Below are 15,218 nucleotides of genomic sequence, written 5' to 3'. Positions count from 1 at the left end.
CATCTACACCGGGAACCCCTCCGGTCACTCGCTGTGAGGCCCAGCTGGAGTTCCGATCGCCCAGTGTGCCACGCAACCCGCCGCCAGGATTCCGGAATGCCGGGATGCGTCTGGACGATCACACCGCGTTCGGCGCGGCGACCCCGGAGAGCGGGTAGCGTTTACTGCCGTGCCGGACTCCCATCTCCCGTCAGTGGACGAACTGCTCAGCATCGCGGTCAGCGCTCTCGGAGGGAGCGAACGGCAGGGCCAGATCACCATGGTCCAGTCCGTGCAGCGGGCCATCGACGAAGACGAGCATCTGGCCGTCCAGGCGGGCACGGGGACCGGCAAGTCGCTGGCATACCTGGTGCCGTCGATCCGGCACGCGATGGACAGCGAATCACCCGTCGTCATCTCCACGGCCACCATCGCCCTGCAGCGCCAGCTCGTGGACCGCGACCTGCCCCGGCTGTCCGAGGCGCTGGGCAAGGAGCTGCCGCACGAGCCGACGTTCGCCATCCTCAAGGGCCGCCGCAACTACCTGTGCCGCTACAAGGCGACCGCCGGCTGGCCCGAGGAGGACGAGCAGGACCAGCTCTTCGACCCGCGCGAGGTGAGCGCGACCGGCCGCATGGTGCAGCGCATCCAGGAGTGGGCCGAGGAGACCGAGACCGGCGACCGCGACGAGCTGGTGCCGGGCGTGAGCGAGCAGGCGTGGCGGCAGTTCTCGGTGAGCGCCCAGGAGTGCCTGGGGGCCACCCGCTGCCCGAGCGGCGCCGAGTGCTTCGCCGAGCTGGCCAGGGCGCGGGCGGGCGAGGTGGACGTCGTGGTGACCAACCACGCGCTGCTGGCCATCGACGCCATGGGCGACCTGCCGGTGCTGCCCGAGCACGAGGTCGTGGTCGTGGACGAGGCGCACGAGCTGGTCGACCGGGTGACCTCGGTGGTGACCGGCGAGCTGTCGGAGGCGTCGGTTCTGCTGGCGGTGCGCCGCGTCGGCCGGCTGATCGAGCAGCCCATCGCCGACCAGCTCATGGAGGCGGGCGAAGACCTCAAGGCGCTGCTGGCCGCCGCGCCGCCCGGCCGCATCGACGACCTGCCGCAGGTGCTCGGCCTGACCCTGCAGCTCGTACGCGACACGGCGTGGCGCTGCGTCACGGCCCTGGGCCCGCGCAACGCCGACAAGGACGACCCCGACAAGGCGGGGCAGCGCAAGGCGGCGTTCACGGCGCTCGACGAGGTCCACGACACGGCGGTGCGCATGCTGGAGGCCTACGGGCACGCCTCCGAGGCCGACCGGGCGGAGGTGGTCTGGCTCGACGCCGGCACCGACCGGCGCCCGCCGTCGCTGCGGGTCGCCCCGCTGACCGTGAGCGGCATGCTGCGCGACAAGCTGTTCGGCGAGCGCACGGTGGTGCTCACGTCCGCCACGCTCGCGCTCGGCGGCACGTTCGACGCGCTGGCCGCGCAGTGGGGGCTCGGCGACGGCAAAGGCTGGCAGGGCATCGACGTCGGCTCGCCGTTCGACCACCCCCGCGCCGGCATCCTCTACGTCGCCAAACACCTGCCCCAGCCCGGGCGCGACGGGCTGCCCCAGCAATACCTCGACGAGATCACCGAGCTCATCGAGGCGGCCGGGGGGCGCACGCTGGGCCTGTTCTCCTCGATGCGCGCCGCCAAGGCGGCCACGGAGGCGCTGCGCGAGCGGCTGGACGTGCCGCTGCTGTGCCAGGGCGACGACTCGACGATGCTGCTGGTCAAGCAGTTCGCCGAAGACGAGCCGACGTGCCTGTTCGGGACACTGTCGCTGTGGCAGGGCGTCGACGTGCCGGGGCCGGCGCTGCGGCTGGTCATCATCGACCGGGTGCCGTTCCCGCGCCCCGACGACCCGCTGACCTCGGCCCGGCAGCGCCACGTGGCGGCCAGGGGCGGCAACGGCTTCATGGCGGTCGCGGCCAACCACGCCGCCCTGCTGCTGGCCCAGGGGGCGGGCCGGCTGCTGCGCGCCCAGGATGACAAGGGCGTGATCGCGGTCCTCGACCCCCGCCTGGCCACGGCCCGCTACAGCGGCTTCCTGCTGGGCTCCCTGCCCCCGTTCTGGCGCACGACCGACCCGGCCATCCCGAGAGCGGCCTTGAAGCGCCTGGCGTCGGAAGCGTCCGCCTCCTCCTGACACGAACACCGCACGGCCGGCGTTGTGATCTGACGCGGGCGGCCTGACGCGGGTGGCACGCCGCACGGCCTGCGGGCGGCCCGAGACGAGCAGCGCGCCCACGGCCGGCGGAGTCGCCTGGCGCGGGCGGGGTCTGGGTTGCCACGGAGGCCGGTCAAGTTTGCGGCGTTGCGGCGGCCGGCCCCGTGCGGGTCAGCGGGCGTCACCCTGGGGGCCGCCCGCCCCGTGCGGCGGGTGGCGCCGGGCCGGCCTGCCGTAAGAGATGGCGGGTTCGTCGCCCGACGCCGGCTCGTCGCGTGCGCCGGGCCGGCCCGGCAGGACCGATGGGCGGTTTACGACCAGGGGGCGAGGTCGGGGCGTTTGGGAGAGATCCCGTCGCCCGAGGAGACGCCGCGCAGGCGGCGGGTCATCCACGGCACCAGGTGCTCGCGCATCCACTGCGCGTCCTCGCGGCGCCGCGCCCGCGGATCCACCGCCCGCTCCGGCCAGTCCTGGCGCCAGTCCTCGAACGGCACCCCCAGCACGTCGAGCACCCGCGCCGCCACCAGCCGATGGCCGTCCTCGTTCATGTGCAGCCGGTCGGCGCTCCACGCCCGCCAGTCGCGCAGCCCCTGCATCGACCACTGGTCGACCAGGCGGCACCCGTAGAGGTCGGCGATCGAGCGCACGTGCAGGTAGAAGATGGCGAAGCGGCCGCGCAGGCGGCGCATCAGCGGCGTGTCACGCGGATCCACCCCCGTGAACAGCAGCACGTCGGCCCCGCCCGCCCGCAGGTCGCGTACGGCCCTGGCGAGCTTCTTGGCCATCACGTCGGGATCGCTGCCCGGCCTGAGCAGGTCGTTGCCCCCGGCGCAGAAGCTGACCAGGTCGGGCGCCATGTCGACGGCCAGCGGCACCTGCTCGGCCACGATCTGGTCGAGCAGCTTGCCGCGCACGGCGAGGTTGGCGTAACGGAAGGAGGGGTCGTCGGCGGCGAGCCGCTCGGCCACCCGGTCGGCCCAGCCACGGTAGTGACCGGCGGGACCGGGATCGTTCAGTCCTTCGGTGAAACTGTCGCCGAGGGCGACGAAGGACTTGTAATGCCTCATGAGGTGGGTTTCATCTCCGCGATAGCGTGCAGCGCAAGGACGTATGACTGTAGTCCGAACCCCGCGATGGTGCCCGTCGCCACCCCGGCCACGACGGAGGTATGGCGAAACTCTTCCCTCGCGGCGGGGTTGGAGATGTGCACCTCGATGAGCGGGGCCGTGCGCTGGGCGACGGCGTCGCGGACGGCGTAGGAGTAGTGGGTGAACGCGGCCGGGTTGAGCACGACCGGGATGCGGCCGTCGCACGCCTCGTGGATCCAGCCGATCAGCTCGGCCTCGCTGTCGGTCTGGCGCACGTCGACGTCGTGGCCGAGCTTGGCGCAGGTGTCGTGGCAGAGGTCGACCAGGTCCGCGTAGGTGTCGGCCCCGTACACGCTGGGCTCACGGATGCCGAGCCGCCCCAGGTTGGGCCCGTTGAGCACGAGGATCATGCGGAGATCTCCTTGTAGGCGGCGTCGAGCAGCTCTTCTGCGGGGTCTTCGAGGCGGCCCGGCTTGGCCAGGTCGTCGAGGACGACGAACCTCTGCTTGGCGCCGCGGTTCTTCTTGTCCAGGCGCATGTGGTCACGCAGCCGCGGCCAGGCGTCGGCGCGGTAGGAGATCGGCAGGCCCACGCCGGTGAGGATGGACCGGGTGCGCTCCACGACGTCGGCGCGCCCGGACAGCCGCGACAGCTCGGCGGCGTAGACCATGCCGATGGCCACGGCCTCACCGTGGCGGATGGCGTAGTGCTCGTCGCGCTCGATGGCGTGGGCGAGCGTGTGGCCGTAGTTGAGGATCTCGCGTAGGCCCGCCTCGCGCAGGTCGGCGCCCACGACGTCGGCCTTCACCTGGATCTTGCGCTCGATCAGCTCGCGGGTGTGGGGCCCGGCCGGGTCGGTGGCGGCCTCGGGGTCGGACTCGATCAGCTCCAGGATCACCGGGTCGGCGATGAAGCCGCCCTTGATGATCTCGGCCAGCCCGGCCACGTAGTCGCGCCGCGGCATGGTGGCGAGCGTGGACAGCTCGCACAGCACGCCGGCGGGCGGCAGGAACGTGCCCACGAGGTTCTTGCCCTCGGGCGTGTCGATGCCGTTCTTGCCGCCGACCGCCGCGTCCACCATGGCCAGCAGCGTCGTGGGCACGAGCACCACCTGTACGCCGCGCAGCCACGTGCCCGCCACGAACCCGGCCAGGTCGGTCGTCGCGCCCCCGCCCACGCCGACCACGGCGTCGGAGCGGGTCACGCCGTGGCGGCCGAGCGCGGACCACAGCCCGGCGGCCACCTCGACGGTCTTGGCCGGCTCGCCGTCGGGCACGGGCAGGTCGACCACGACGTGACCGGCCTCGGCCAGCGCCGCGGCGACCGGCGCCGCGATCCGCGGCAGGGTCTCGGGTCGGATGACCGCCACCGTGCGCACGCCCGGCTTGAGCAGCGTCGGCAGCTCGGCCGCCACGCCGGTGCCCACCACCACGTCGTACGGGCTGTCGCCGCCCACCCGGATCCTCGTCGCGGTCATGCGGGCAGCCCCTCCACGATCTCGTCGGCGAGCTCGCCGGGCTCGCGCTTGTCGGTCACGACCGTCCGTACGGCCAGGCGCTCGTAGACCGGACGCCGCTCCTCCATGAGCTTCTTGAGCCGGCTGCGCGGGTTGAGCACCAGCAGCGGCCTGGCCGAGGCGAGGCCCACCCGCTGGACCGCGTCGGCCAGCCCCACCTGAAGGTAGACGACGTGGTGGCCGTCGAGCAGGGCCTGCGTCTCCGCGTGCAGCACGGCGCCGCCGCCGAGGGACAGGACGCCCTCGTGCTCGGCCAGCGCCCGGCGCACGGCCTCGTGCTCGAGCTCGCGGAAGCGGGCCTCGCCGTCCTCGATGAAGATGTCGGCGACGGGCTTGCCCGCCACCGCCTCCACGTCGGCGTCGGTGTCGCGGAACTCCACGCCGAGCCGCTCGGCGAGCAGCCGCCCGAGCGTGGTCTTGCCGGATCCCGGAGGGCCGATCAGCACGGCCTTCGCTGTCATTTGATCACCATGGAAGAAAGGTAGCCGGACAGGTTGCGGGCGACTTCCTCCACGGAGTCGCCGCCGAACTTCTCGATCGCCGCGTCGGCCAGCACCAGCGCGACCATCGCCTCGGCCACGATGCCGGCCGCCGGGACCGCGCACACGTCGGAGCGCTCGTGGTGGGCCTTGGCGGCCTCACCGGTCTTGACGTCGATCGTGGCCAGCGCCCTGGGGACCGTGGAGATCGGCTTCATGGCGGCGCTGACCCGCAGGATCTCGCCGTTGGTCATGCCGCCCTCGACGCCGCCGGCGCGGTTGGTGGTGCGGCGTACGCCGTCTTCGGTGGTGTATTCGATCTCGTCGTGCGCCTGGGAGCCCGGGCGCCTGGCGGTCTCGAAGCCGTCGCCGACCGCGACGCCCTTGATCGCCTGGATGCCCATGAGCGCCCCGGCGAGCCGGGAGTCGAGCCTGCGGTCCCAGTGCGTGTAGCTGCCCAGGCCCGGCGGCAGGCCGTAGGCGAGGACCTCGACGACGCCGCCGAGCGTGTCGCCGTCCTTGTGGGCCTTGTCGATCACGGCGATCATCGCGGCGCTGCCCTCGGCGTCGGAACAGCGCACCGGGTCGTCGTCGATCCTGGCCAGGTCGCCCGGCCCGGGCAGGGCCTCGGCCGGGGTGCGCGCGCCGCCGATCTCGGTCACGTGGCTGACGATGTCGACGCCGAGCGCCTGCTTGAGGAAGCGCTTGGCCACCTCTCCGAGCGCCACCCGGGCGGCCGTCTCGCGGGCGCTGGCCCGGTCGAGCACGTTGCGGGCGTCGTCGAAACCGTATTTCTGCATGCCCGCCAGGTCGGCGTGGCCGGGGCGGGGGCGGGACCTGGGCGCGTTACGGGCCAGGCCGTCCAGCTCGTCGGCGTCGACCGGGTCGGCCGACATGACCTTCTCCCACTTGGGCCACTCGGTGTTGCCGATGCGGATCGCCACCGGGCTGCCCATCGTGCGCCCGTGGCGGACGCCTCCGACGACGGTCACCTCGTCCTGCTCGAACTTCATCCGCGCGCCGCGCCCATAACCGAGCCTGCGGCGGCGCAGGGCCTCGTCGATGGCGGCCGTGGTCACCTCTACCCCGGCCGGCAGGCCTTCGAGGATGGCGACGAGCTCGGGGCCGTGGGACTCTCCTGCGGTCAACCAGCGCAACATGCGTACAAGTCTTCCATGTACGGCCTAGTGAGATGTCCCTCGTTCACCTGGCGAGACAGAGTGTCGCGAACGCGCCGAGCAGCATGAAGGGCCCGAACGGGAACTGCGTGTGCCGGTTTCCGCGCCTGGTCAGCAGAAGGGCGAGGGCGTAGAAGGCGCCGAGGAGCTGCCCGGCGAAGGCGGCCACGACCAGCGCCTGCCAGCCCAGCGCGCCGCCGGCCATGCCGATGAGCCCGGCCAGCTTCACGTCCCCGAACCCCATGGCGTCGGGCCTGGCGAACCAGAGCACCCCGTACACGGCCGCCAGCACCGCCCCACCGGCGAGCGCCCTGGACAGCTCTCCTGTGGGCAAGAGGGCGAGCGCGGTGATCGGGTACGCCGGGAGGGTGATGGCGTCGGGCAGCGTACGGGTGCGCCAGTCGATGACCGCCAGGGCGACGCCGATGACGGCGAAGCACACGAACGGGGTCCCCACCCGCCACGCGACGAGCGCGGCCACGGCGGCGGTCAGCACTTCCAGGGTGGGTGGCCAGGACGGCACGCCGTCCTGGTAGGAGTCGGCCAGCGCCCTGATGGCCCTTCCGCAGACGAGGCCGAGGAGCGCCATGAGTGCGACCACCCGGCGACCCTAGTCCGACACCCCCTCCCAACCGGCCCTCCCAACCGATTCGGCATGGCACGACCCGAATCAGCACCCCTTCGGCACGACAACGCGCGGTGGGCCAGTGCACGACGGACGCACGCGCCGGCTCAGCGCACGATGAGCGGGAGGGGTGAGCGGGAGGGGTGAGCGGGAGGGGTGAGCGGGAGGGGTGAGCGGGTGCACGGCGGGCAGGGCGTGGTGGGCGGGCACGCGATGGGGCCAAGGTGCGGTGGGCGGGTGGGTGCGGGGGGTCGGGGCAGGGGCGTGCGGGTTGGCGGTTGTTGTGGGTCAGCGTTTGGAGAACCAGCGGCGTTTGCGGGGGGTGGGTGGGTCGGGTGCGGGCTCGACCCTGGCGACGGTGACCCCGGTGAGCTGCCCCACGGTGCCGGACTCGACGGCGGCGAGCGCCGCCAGCACCTCGCCCTCGATCACGAACTGCACCGGCCCCGCCACGTCCACCACGACCGCCGCCGCCTCCTCCTGCACGGCCGCATGGCAGACCTGCAGTGTGGTGGCCTGGATCGGGCGCGCGTCGGACCGCCACCGGGTCAGCGCCTCCGTGCTGGTGAACGCGAGCACCGCCTGCCGCCCGTCCTGCCCGACGAGCTTGGGCAGGGCCATCTCGCTCTCCTTCTCCTGACGCAGCCCGTGCGCGCCGACCTCGGACTCGGTGAGCAGCGCGACGACGGGCACCAGCAGCCGGGCGCCGCTGAGGGCGGTCAGGACGTCGGTGGCGTCGGCCGTACCGGCCTGGTGGGCGGCGAGGGCGGCGGCCACGGCGGGAGAGGCGGCGCCGTCGTCATGGGGATCGAGAGGTCGCGGGATGCTCGGCACAGAGTCCGAGACTACCCGCGCCCGCCACCACCCCGGCGCCCGGCGCGGTCCGAAAGCCTGTCAGCGGCCCGCAGACCGGCGGCGCAGGGTCACGGCCATGCGCGGCATTCCCGCCAGCACCCGCAGCGCGAACCGCAACCTGGCCCGCGCGCCGGGCAGCACGTGCAGCTCCCCGAGCCATTCCTCCAGCCACCGGCCCCGGGCCACCGGCGGAAGCATGATCGCGCCCGCGCTGATGACCCCGAACGAGGCCGGTACGCCGCGCCGCCCCGACAAGGCGGCCCTGGACAGCCGCCGCAGCTCCTCCTCGACCTGCGTCAGCCGCAGCCGCCGGGCGACGGGGGCGACGACGTCGAGGGTCTCGCGGGACTTCTGGTGCTGCTTCGCCTCCGGCAGGAAACCGATCGTGCGCAGGTTGTGCAGCCGGTCGGCGAGCTTGAGCGTCAGCACCCGCTCGTCCGTGGAGGTGGCCCAGTCGGCCGGCCTGCGGCCGGGATCGTCGAGCGCGGCGAACCCGCGTACCAGATCCGTGATCGCCTCCCCGACCTCCGCGACCAGCTCCTCCACCGGGCAGGCGGTGTCCTCCAGCACGTCGTGGAGCAGCCCGGCGCAGATCAGCTCGTGGTCCATGCCCAGCTCGGCCAGGATCACGGCGACGGCGACCGGGTGGGAGACATAGGGGTCGCCGCTCCGGCGAAGCTGCCCCCGGTGCCAGTAGGCGGCGATCAGGTAGGCCCGCTGCACCAGCCGCAGGCGTTCACCGGTCAGCGCGTCGCCGGCGGCGTCCAGCAGGGACTGGAGGTTCGCGGTCGGCCGAGGGCTCACGGTCCTCCTCCCACCGCGCCGGGTCCGGCCAGCCAGCCCGGCACCCGCTGCCGCCGCGACCGGTAGGCCCTGGCGATCGCCTCCCTGGCCTGCTGCGCGCCGTCGGTGGTGATCCGGTAGTAGCGGCGACGTGGCCGCCCCTCCGCCACGTGCGTCTCAGGGTCCTCCCACCGGCTCTCCACCCAGCCCATCTGCTCGAGCCGGGCCAGGATCGGGTAGAGCGTGCCGCTCGGCATGTCGGCCAGCCCGCACAGCTCCAGGCCATAACGCTCCCGCTCGGGAGCGCTCAGGAGCGCACGCAGGACCGCCTGCGTCGGCATGGTCATCCGTGGACTGCTCTGCATAGCTCGAACTCTACATAGGTAGGGAAGCCGCGTCCCTTCCCTTTCGGTGACGTCCTTGAGCGGGTCTCAGCCGAGGTCGGCGATGGCCGCCACCGGACCGCCTCCCGACGGCCCCTGGTGAACGGCGGCCACGGAGACGAACACCGCCGGGTCGCCCGTGACCGAGGCCGCCACCCCGCCCACCGCCGCCTTGATCTGGCGGTGCCAGTGCACGTCGGAGTCGTCGAGCATGATGTTGCGGCGCCCGCGCACCCGCCCCGACGGGTCGGCCTCGCACTTCATGAACACGTTGACCAGCCGGTCTCCGAGGTCGGACGGGTGCGGGCGGTCGGGCAGCGACAGGCCGGCGTCGCGGATGGCCTCCCAGATGCCGTCGGCGTCGAGGGCGTCCTTCATGACGCTGTGGCCGATGCGGTAGCGGCCGCCGATGCCGCGTACGTTGCCCACCAGCACGATCTGCGCCCGGTCCAGCTCCACGCCGGACGAGCAGGAGGCGACCGACGAGTAGAGCGACAGGTCCTTGTGGATCTGGTCGGCGGTGGGCATCTCGATCTCGCCGAGCGCGACGGCGATGCCGAGGGCGGTCGTGGAGTTGGACAGGTCCATGGAGGGGCCGGTCTCCTCGATGGCGGTGTCCTGGCCGCGGCTCTTGGCATCGGTGATGGTGGCCAGGGTGAGGAGCGGCGTCTTGGTCTGTACGTAGTGGACGTCGCGCGGGTCGTCGATGCCGGCGATCTTCATGGCCTCGCGCACCCCGGCGGCGACCTTCTCCACCATGGCGGGGCGGCCGATGTCTTCGGGCAGGATGACCTCGCTCATCGCGACCCCGACGGACAGCCGGGGCTCCTCGGTGGCGGGGGCGTCGGCGGTGGTGGCGAAGATGGTGGCGTGCGGGCTCAGGATGCCGTCGGTGCCGCCCGACCACACCAGCGGCACGCTCTCCGGCGCCGGATGCCCGTGCTCGGCCAGCACCTCGCGGAAGGCGCGGTCGGCCAGGATGCGGGTGTAGTCGTTGACGCCGCCGTTGCCCTCGGTCTTGCCGACGACGGCCAGCACCCGGTCCGCCTCGATCACGCCGTCGGCGATGAGCCGCGACAGCCCGGAGGCGTCGGTGACGCTCTCGATGGGCACCTTGCGTACTTCGATCGGGTCCGGCATGCCACGCCCCTTCTCGTACCGGTTCCCCCTGCCCTGGCGACGCTAGCCGAGCCGGTCAGCGGGGTTCATGGTCAATGTGTGCCCATGAACGCCGTCGGTGATGTCAAGGTACGCTCAGCGCGATCACCGGTCGGGGTGTACGGCGTTCATGCCCACGGCGGGGATAGGGTCCGGGATGTGATTCGCGAAGCGCACGTCAACGGGATCAAGCTCGTCTACCGGGAGGAAGGCGACTCCTCCGCTCCCCCGCTCCTGCTGATCCACGGCCGCACCGCCGACCACAACGACTGGAACGGGATCACCCAGCACTTCGCGGCCCGCCATCACGTGTTCGCGCTCGACCTGCGGGGACACGGGGCCAGCGACCATCCGGGGGAATATGCGCTGTCCGCGATGGCCGGGGACGTCATCGCGCTGCTCGACCATCTGGGCATCGAGCGGGTCACGCTGATCGGGCACTCGCTCGGTGGCGTGGTGTCGTACCACGTGGCCATGGACCACCCCGGGCGGGTGGCGCGGCTCGTGCTGGAGGATCCGCCCCAGCCCTACCCGATCACCGGGCGCGCGCCGATCGAGGAGGACGGGTCCATCGGGTTCGACTGGCGGATGATGCACGACACCGAGCGGCAACTGGTCGATCCCGACCCGGCGTGGGCGGGGCGGCTGGCGAAGGTGACGGCGCCGACGCTGGTCCTGGCCGGCGCGCAGAGCCCGCTCGACGCCGGGAAGGTGGCGGCGCTGATCCCGGGGGCGGAGCTGGTCACGCTCGACGTGGGGCACCTCGTCCACATGGACGCGCGGCGCGAGTTCCTGCGCGAGGTCGACGCCTTCCTCGCCCGCTTCCCCGGCCGCTGAGAACGCCCGCCTCTCCCTCGCGGAGCTCCATCTCATCCGGCCGTAACCCTGGTGTCACGTACCGGGGCCAGGGTAGAGGCGTGGTCGACATGCACGTACCCCAGCGTCTGAGCAGGCTGCGGCTGATGGCGCCCTCGATCGGCCAGTGCGCCGTCGCCTCCGCGCTCGCCTGGCTGGTGGCCAAGGAGGTGCTCGGTCACTGCCGTCCGTTCTTCGCGCCCATCGCGGTGGTGGTCTGCATCGGCGTGGGGTTCGGGCAGCGGCTGCGGCGGGTGGTCGAGCTGGTCGTCGGGGTCAGTGTGGGGATCGGCGTCGGCGACCTGCTGGTGTCCTGGATCGGCTCGGGAGCCTGGCAGATCGCGCTGGTCGTGGCGCTGGCGATGGCCGCCGCGGTGCTGCTCGACAGCGGCTCCCTGATCGTCCTTCAGGCCGGCTCCTCGGCCGTGCTGGTCGCGACGCTCCTGCCGCCGAGCGGCGTCGGGGGCCTCAACCGGATGGTCGACGCCCTGGTGGGCGGCCTCATGGGGCTGGCCGCGGTGGCCCTGCTGCCCGCCAGCCCGTCCGCGCTGGCGACACGCCACGCGATGGGGATGTTCGGGGCGCTGTCCGACGCGCTGCGGCGGACCGCGGAGGCCGTCGAGAGGTCCGACTCGGGCCTGGCCGCCGAGGCGCTGCGGGCGGCGCGGGGCACCCAGACGAGCGTTGAGGAGTTCAAGCAGGCGCTGGAGACCAGCAGGGAGATCGCCACCATCTCGCCGCTGCACCGCCATCGCCGGACGCGGCTGGAGGGCTACGAGAAGGCCGCCGTCCCGCTGGATCACGCGCTGAGGAACGCCAGAGTGCTGGCCAGGCGGGCCATCGTGGCCCTCGACGGCTCCCGGCCGCTGCCGCCCTGGCTGCCCCGCGCGCTACGCGACCTGGCCGACGCGACCCTGCTGCTCCGCGACGAGCTGGCGGCGGGCCGCACCCCCGACGAGTCGGTGCGGGCGATGTTGTCGGTGGCCTCGCGCCAGAGGTCCGAGCGCTGGGGTTTCTCGGCGGACGTGATGATCGCCCAGCTCCGGTCGATCATCGTGGACCTGCTGCAGGCGACCGGCACCGAACGCGAGGAGGTGGTCGCCGCGCTGCCACCCCTCGACGCCGCCGAAGACACTCTCGAGGACACTCTCGAGGACACTGTCGAGGACACTGTCGAGGACACTGTCGAGGACACTGTCGAGGACACTCCCGAAGACGTCCCAGAGGACGCCTCCGAAGACGCCTCCGAAGACGCCTCCGAAGACGCCTCCGAAGACGCGAACGCTCACCACGAGCGGGAAGATCCGGACCACGAAAAGCGCTTAGCCGGGACGAACGTGACCTCAATGTCATAAAGATCCGCCAAGGTGGAAAGGTGCGTACGAGGCTCAGCGATCATGTAAGAGAACGGCTGAGCACCTTCGGCCTCATGGCGCCCTCCGTCGCACAGTGCGCGGTCGGTGCCGCTCTGGCCTGGCTCATCGCCATCGAGCTGCTCGGCCACCCCCGCCCGTTCTTCGCGCCCATCTCCGTGCTGATCTGCGTGGGCGTCGGGCTCGGGCAGCGGCTGCGGCGCGTGGTCGAGCTGGTCGTCGGGGTGAGCCTCGGCGTCGGCGTCGGTGACCTGCTGGTGTCCTGGATCGGCTCGGGAGCCTGGCAGATCGCGCTGGTCGTGGGGCTGGCCATGGCCGTGGCGGTGCTGCTGAACAGCGGCGCGCTGTTCGTGGCGCAGGCGGGTTCGTCGGCCGTGCTGGTGGCCACGCTGGTGCCCGGCGAGGGCGCCGGCGGGCTGGACCGGATGGCCGACGCGCTCACCGGTGGCATCGTCGGCATCGCGGCGGTCGCGTTGCTGCCCGCGAGCCCGTTCACGATCGCGGCCAAGCATCTGTCCGGGGTGCTCGACGCGCTGTCCACGGTGCTGGAACGGGCGGCGGAGGCGATCGAGAAGCGCGACGTGGACCTGGCGGCCGAGGCGCTGGAGGAGGCGCGCAGCACGCAGGCGGCGGTGGAGGAGTTCGAGGCGGCGCTGGAGACCAGCAAGGAGATCGCCCTGATCTCGCCCCTGCACTGGCACCGGCGGGCCCGCCTGGCCCGCTACGAGACGGCCGCCGTGCCGGTGGACCTGGCGCTGCGGAACGCGCGGGTGCTGAGCAGGCGCACGCTGGCCTCGCTCGGCGAGGCCAGCCCGCCCCCGGCCGCCCTGGCGGAGGCGATGCGGGAGGTATCGGAGGCGGCGCTGCTGCTGCAACTGGAGCTCGGCGCCGGGCGGGAACCGGCGCTGGCCCGGCAGGCGCTGCTGGCGGTGGCGGCCAGGGAACGGCCGCAGGGGCTGGGGTTCTCGGCCCACGTCATCATCGCGCAGTTGCGCTCGGTGGTCGTGGACCTGCTGCAGGCGACGGGCATGGAGCACGAGGAGGCCACCGCGGCCCTGACCCCGCTGGACGAGCCCTCCCCGTGAAGGTGCGCGGGTCGTGAACCGCGCTCATGAGGGCGGTGCGCCTGGGTGCGGGGCTCCTAGGAAGAGCTCGCCGTTCCACCCTGGCCCGCGACCTCGGCAGACTCGGGAACGCCGCCACACGGGCGGCCGAGGTGACCACGGAGGTCCGGCGAAGATGATCGGAAAGACACTGCTCGTGCTCGGCGTCCTCACCACGCTGTCGGCCTGCGCCGCCGACGGCCGCGGCGGAGCGGGCGGGAAGCCGCATCCGCACGTCGGCATGTGGGTCACCGCCGACGGCCGGATCCGGCAGGAGCTGCGGGCCGACGGCCGGTACGAGGAGGAGCGGGACGGGCGGCGGCGGGCCTACACCGGCCGCTACACCGTCACGGGCGACCACATCGACTATGTCGACGACCTCGGGTTCACCGCCACCGGCGACGTCCGTGACGGGGTGCTCTACCACGAGCACCTCGTCCTGCACCGGGAGCGATGACCCGGCCGCCGTCAGGTGGACAGGCGCTTCAGGCGGGTCACCGCCTCGTCGATGACCTCGTCCTTCTTGCAGAACGCGAACCGCACGAAGTGCCGGCCCCGCTCCGCGTGGTCGTAGAAGACCTGGGTGGGGATGGCCACCACCCCGGCCAGCTCGGGGAGCCGGCGGGTGAGCTCGAGGCCGTCCGAGAAGCCCAGCGGCCGGATGTCGGTCTGCACGAAGTACGTCCCCGAAGGCCGCAGCACCGAGAACCCGGCCGCCGACAGCCCCTCCATCAGCCGGTCGCGCTTGTCCTGGAGGCCGGCCCCGAGCGCCGCCACCCAGTCCAGCTCGTGCCGCAGCCCGTAGGCCACCGCGAGCTGCCAGGGCGCGCTCGCCGTGAACGTCAGGAACTGCTTGACCGTCTGCACCGCCGTGACCAGCGCCGGCGGGGCGCACACCCACCCCGTCTTCCAGCCGGTGACCGAGAACGTCTTGCCGGCGGAGGAGATCATGACCGTGCGCTCGCGCATCCCGGGCAGCGTGGCCATGGGGATGTGCTCGACCCCGTCGAACGTGAGGTGCTCGTACACCTCGTCGGTGACGGCGGTCAGCCCGTGCTCCTGGCACAGCTCCGCGATGAACGTCAGCTCCTCACGGGTGAACACCGTGCCCGTCGGGTTGTGCGGCGAGTTGACGAGGATGACCCGGGTGCGGGGCGTGATGGCGGCGCGCAGCTCGGCGGGGTCGAAGGTGAAGCGGCCCTCGACCGGGCGCATCGTCACGGCCACCAGCCGGGCCTGGGCCAGGGCGATGGAGGCGGCGTAGGAGTCGTAGTAGGGCTCGAACGCGATCACCTCGTCCCCCGGCTCGCACAGCGCCAGCACCGAGGCGGCCACCGCCTCGGTGGCGCCCACCGTGACCAGGATCTCCCCCACCGGATCGTAGGCGAGCCCGTAGCGCGCCAGGCGGTGCTCCGACACGGCCTGCCGCAGCTCCAGCACGCCCGGCCCCGGCGGATACTGGTTGGCGCCCGCCCCGATCGCCTGCACGGCGCGGTCGAGCATCGCCGCGGGCCCGTCGGTGTCAGGGAAGCCCTGGCCGAGGTTGATCGACCCGGTCTGTACGGCCAGCGCGCTCATCTCCGCGAAAATCGTCGTGCCGAAAGCGCGCATCCTGGAAACAAGTGGTTCGGTCACGGCTCCACACT

The 15,218-nt window shown here is 72.6% G+C and carries 16 protein-coding genes; 5 read left to right on the top strand and 11 right to left on the bottom strand.

Annotated features, from left to right (window positions below; all coding sequences use genetic code 11):
- The first annotated feature begins 169 nt into the window (after window positions 1-169).
- Window positions 170-2,155: an ATP-dependent DNA helicase gene (locus tag AB0I15_RS45370; protein ID WP_358111012.1), complete on the top strand. Its 1,986-nt coding sequence runs from the start codon at window positions 170-172 to the stop codon at window positions 2,153-2,155.
- A 332-nt stretch (window positions 2,156-2,487) separates the two neighbouring features.
- Here AB0I15_RS45370 and AB0I15_RS45365 read toward each other — a convergent pair whose 3' ends face one another.
- From AB0I15_RS45365 to AB0I15_RS45320, 10 genes are all read right to left on the bottom strand, one after another.
- Window positions 2,488-3,243: an SGNH/GDSL hydrolase family protein gene (locus AB0I15_RS45365; protein WP_358111009.1), complete on the bottom strand. Its 756-nt coding sequence runs from the start codon at window positions 3,241-3,243 to the stop codon at window positions 2,488-2,490.
- On the bottom strand, window positions 3,240-3,674 hold the full coding sequence (gene aroQ / locus AB0I15_RS45360; protein ID WP_358111006.1) for a type II 3-dehydroquinate dehydratase: 435 nt from the start codon (window positions 3,672-3,674) through the stop codon (window positions 3,240-3,242). The genes AB0I15_RS45365 and aroQ overlap by 4 nt, the downstream gene beginning before the upstream one ends.
- Window positions 3,671-4,741, bottom strand: a complete 1,071-nt coding sequence (aroB, locus tag AB0I15_RS45355) for a 3-dehydroquinate synthase (protein WP_358111003.1) — start codon at window positions 4,739-4,741, stop codon at window positions 3,671-3,673. The genes aroQ and aroB overlap by 4 nt, the downstream gene beginning before the upstream one ends.
- Window positions 4,738-5,241 carry a shikimate kinase gene (locus tag AB0I15_RS45350; protein WP_358111000.1) on the bottom strand — a complete coding sequence of 168 codons (504 nt, stop codon included), beginning with the start codon at window positions 5,239-5,241 and terminating at the stop codon, window positions 4,738-4,740. The genes aroB and AB0I15_RS45350 overlap by 4 nt, the downstream gene beginning before the upstream one ends.
- Window positions 5,238-6,419: a chorismate synthase gene (aroC, locus tag AB0I15_RS45345; protein ID WP_358110997.1), complete on the bottom strand. Its 1,182-nt coding sequence runs from the start codon at window positions 6,417-6,419 to the stop codon at window positions 5,238-5,240. The genes AB0I15_RS45350 and aroC overlap by 4 nt, the downstream gene beginning before the upstream one ends.
- A 43-nt stretch (window positions 6,420-6,462) precedes the next feature.
- Window positions 6,463-7,038 carry an A24 family peptidase gene (locus AB0I15_RS45340; protein ID WP_358110994.1) on the bottom strand — a complete coding sequence of 192 codons (576 nt, stop codon included), beginning with the start codon at window positions 7,036-7,038 and terminating at the stop codon, window positions 6,463-6,465.
- 312 nt (window positions 7,039-7,350) lie between these two features.
- Complete coding sequence (locus AB0I15_RS45335) at window positions 7,351-7,896, bottom strand: SseB family protein (RefSeq protein ID WP_358110991.1); 546 nt, start codon at window positions 7,894-7,896, stop codon at window positions 7,351-7,353.
- Window positions 7,897-7,956: 60 nt separating this feature from the next.
- Window positions 7,957-8,721 (bottom strand): HD domain-containing protein, encoded by a 765-nt coding sequence (locus AB0I15_RS45330; protein WP_358110988.1) that lies wholly within the window; start codon window positions 8,719-8,721, stop codon window positions 7,957-7,959.
- On the bottom strand, window positions 8,718-9,065 hold the full coding sequence (locus AB0I15_RS45325) for a PadR family transcriptional regulator (protein WP_358110985.1): 348 nt from the start codon (window positions 9,063-9,065) through the stop codon (window positions 8,718-8,720). Before AB0I15_RS45325 ends, AB0I15_RS45330 begins: the two co-directional genes overlap by 4 nt.
- Window positions 9,066-9,131: 66 nt before the next feature.
- Window positions 9,132-10,223 (bottom strand): ring-opening amidohydrolase, encoded by a 1,092-nt coding sequence (locus tag AB0I15_RS45320; RefSeq protein ID WP_358110982.1) that lies wholly within the window; start codon window positions 10,221-10,223, stop codon window positions 9,132-9,134.
- A gap of 177 nt (window positions 10,224-10,400) precedes the next feature.
- Here AB0I15_RS45320 and AB0I15_RS45315 point away from each other — a divergent pair, with 177 nt between their 5' ends.
- The 4 genes from AB0I15_RS45315 (at window position 10,401) to AB0I15_RS45300 (ending at window position 14,029) form a co-directional block, all read left to right on the top strand.
- Window positions 10,401-11,078 (top strand): alpha/beta fold hydrolase, encoded by a 678-nt coding sequence (locus tag AB0I15_RS45315; RefSeq protein WP_358110980.1) that lies wholly within the window; start codon window positions 10,401-10,403, stop codon window positions 11,076-11,078.
- 89 nt (window positions 11,079-11,167) lie between these two features.
- On the top strand, window positions 11,168-12,451 hold the full coding sequence (locus tag AB0I15_RS45310) for an FUSC family protein (RefSeq protein ID WP_358111121.1): 1,284 nt from the start codon (window positions 11,168-11,170) through the stop codon (window positions 12,449-12,451).
- A gap of 74 nt (window positions 12,452-12,525) precedes the next feature.
- Window positions 12,526-13,554, top strand: coding sequence for an FUSC family protein (locus AB0I15_RS45305; protein WP_358110978.1), 1,029 nt, complete (start codon window positions 12,526-12,528; stop codon window positions 13,552-13,554).
- Window positions 13,555-13,708: 154 nt separating this feature from the next.
- Window positions 13,709-14,029, top strand: coding sequence for an Atu4866 domain-containing protein (locus AB0I15_RS45300; RefSeq protein WP_358110975.1), 321 nt, complete (start codon window positions 13,709-13,711; stop codon window positions 14,027-14,029).
- 11 nt (window positions 14,030-14,040) lie between these two features.
- Here AB0I15_RS45300 and AB0I15_RS45295 read toward each other — a convergent pair whose 3' ends face one another.
- On the bottom strand, window positions 14,041-15,207 hold the full coding sequence (locus AB0I15_RS45295) for a pyridoxal phosphate-dependent aminotransferase (RefSeq protein ID WP_358110973.1): 1,167 nt from the start codon (window positions 15,205-15,207) through the stop codon (window positions 14,041-14,043).
- Between the last annotated feature and the right edge of the window lie 11 nt (window positions 15,208-15,218).

The sequence above is a fragment of the Nonomuraea sp. NPDC050643 genome, assembly GCF_040654715.1.
GTDB lineage: Bacteria > Actinomycetota > Actinomycetes > Streptosporangiales > Streptosporangiaceae > Nonomuraea.
This window is presented reverse-complemented; position numbering and strand designations above follow the sequence as displayed.

Coding starts and splice junctions, on each gene's coding strand:
- AB0I15_RS45365 (WP_358111009.1), bottom strand. CDS start 3,243: ATGAGGCATTACAAGTCCTTCGTCGCCCTCGGCGACAGTTTCACCGAA.
- aroQ (WP_358111006.1), bottom strand. CDS start 3,674: ATGATCCTCGTGCTCAACGGGCCCAACCTGGGGCGGCTCGGCATCCGT.
- aroB (WP_358111003.1), bottom strand. CDS start 4,741: ATGACCGCGACGAGGATCCGGGTGGGCGGCGACAGCCCGTACGACGTG.
- AB0I15_RS45350 (WP_358111000.1), bottom strand. CDS start 5,241: ATGACAGCGAAGGCCGTGCTGATCGGCCCTCCGGGATCCGGCAAGACC.
- aroC (WP_358110997.1), bottom strand. CDS start 6,419: ATGTTGCGCTGGTTGACCGCAGGAGAGTCCCACGGCCCCGAGCTCGTC.
- AB0I15_RS45325 (WP_358110985.1), bottom strand. CDS start 9,065: ATGCAGAGCAGTCCACGGATGACCATGCCGACGCAGGCGGTCCTGCGT.
- AB0I15_RS45320 (WP_358110982.1), bottom strand. CDS start 10,223: ATGCCGGACCCGATCGAAGTACGCAAGGTGCCCATCGAGAGCGTCACC.
- AB0I15_RS45310 (WP_358111121.1), top strand. CDS start 11,168: ATGCACGTACCCCAGCGTCTGAGCAGGCTGCGGCTGATGGCGCCCTCG.
- AB0I15_RS45305 (WP_358110978.1), top strand. CDS start 12,526: ATGGCGCCCTCCGTCGCACAGTGCGCGGTCGGTGCCGCTCTGGCCTGG.
- AB0I15_RS45300 (WP_358110975.1), top strand. CDS start 13,709: ATGATCGGAAAGACACTGCTCGTGCTCGGCGTCCTCACCACGCTGTCG.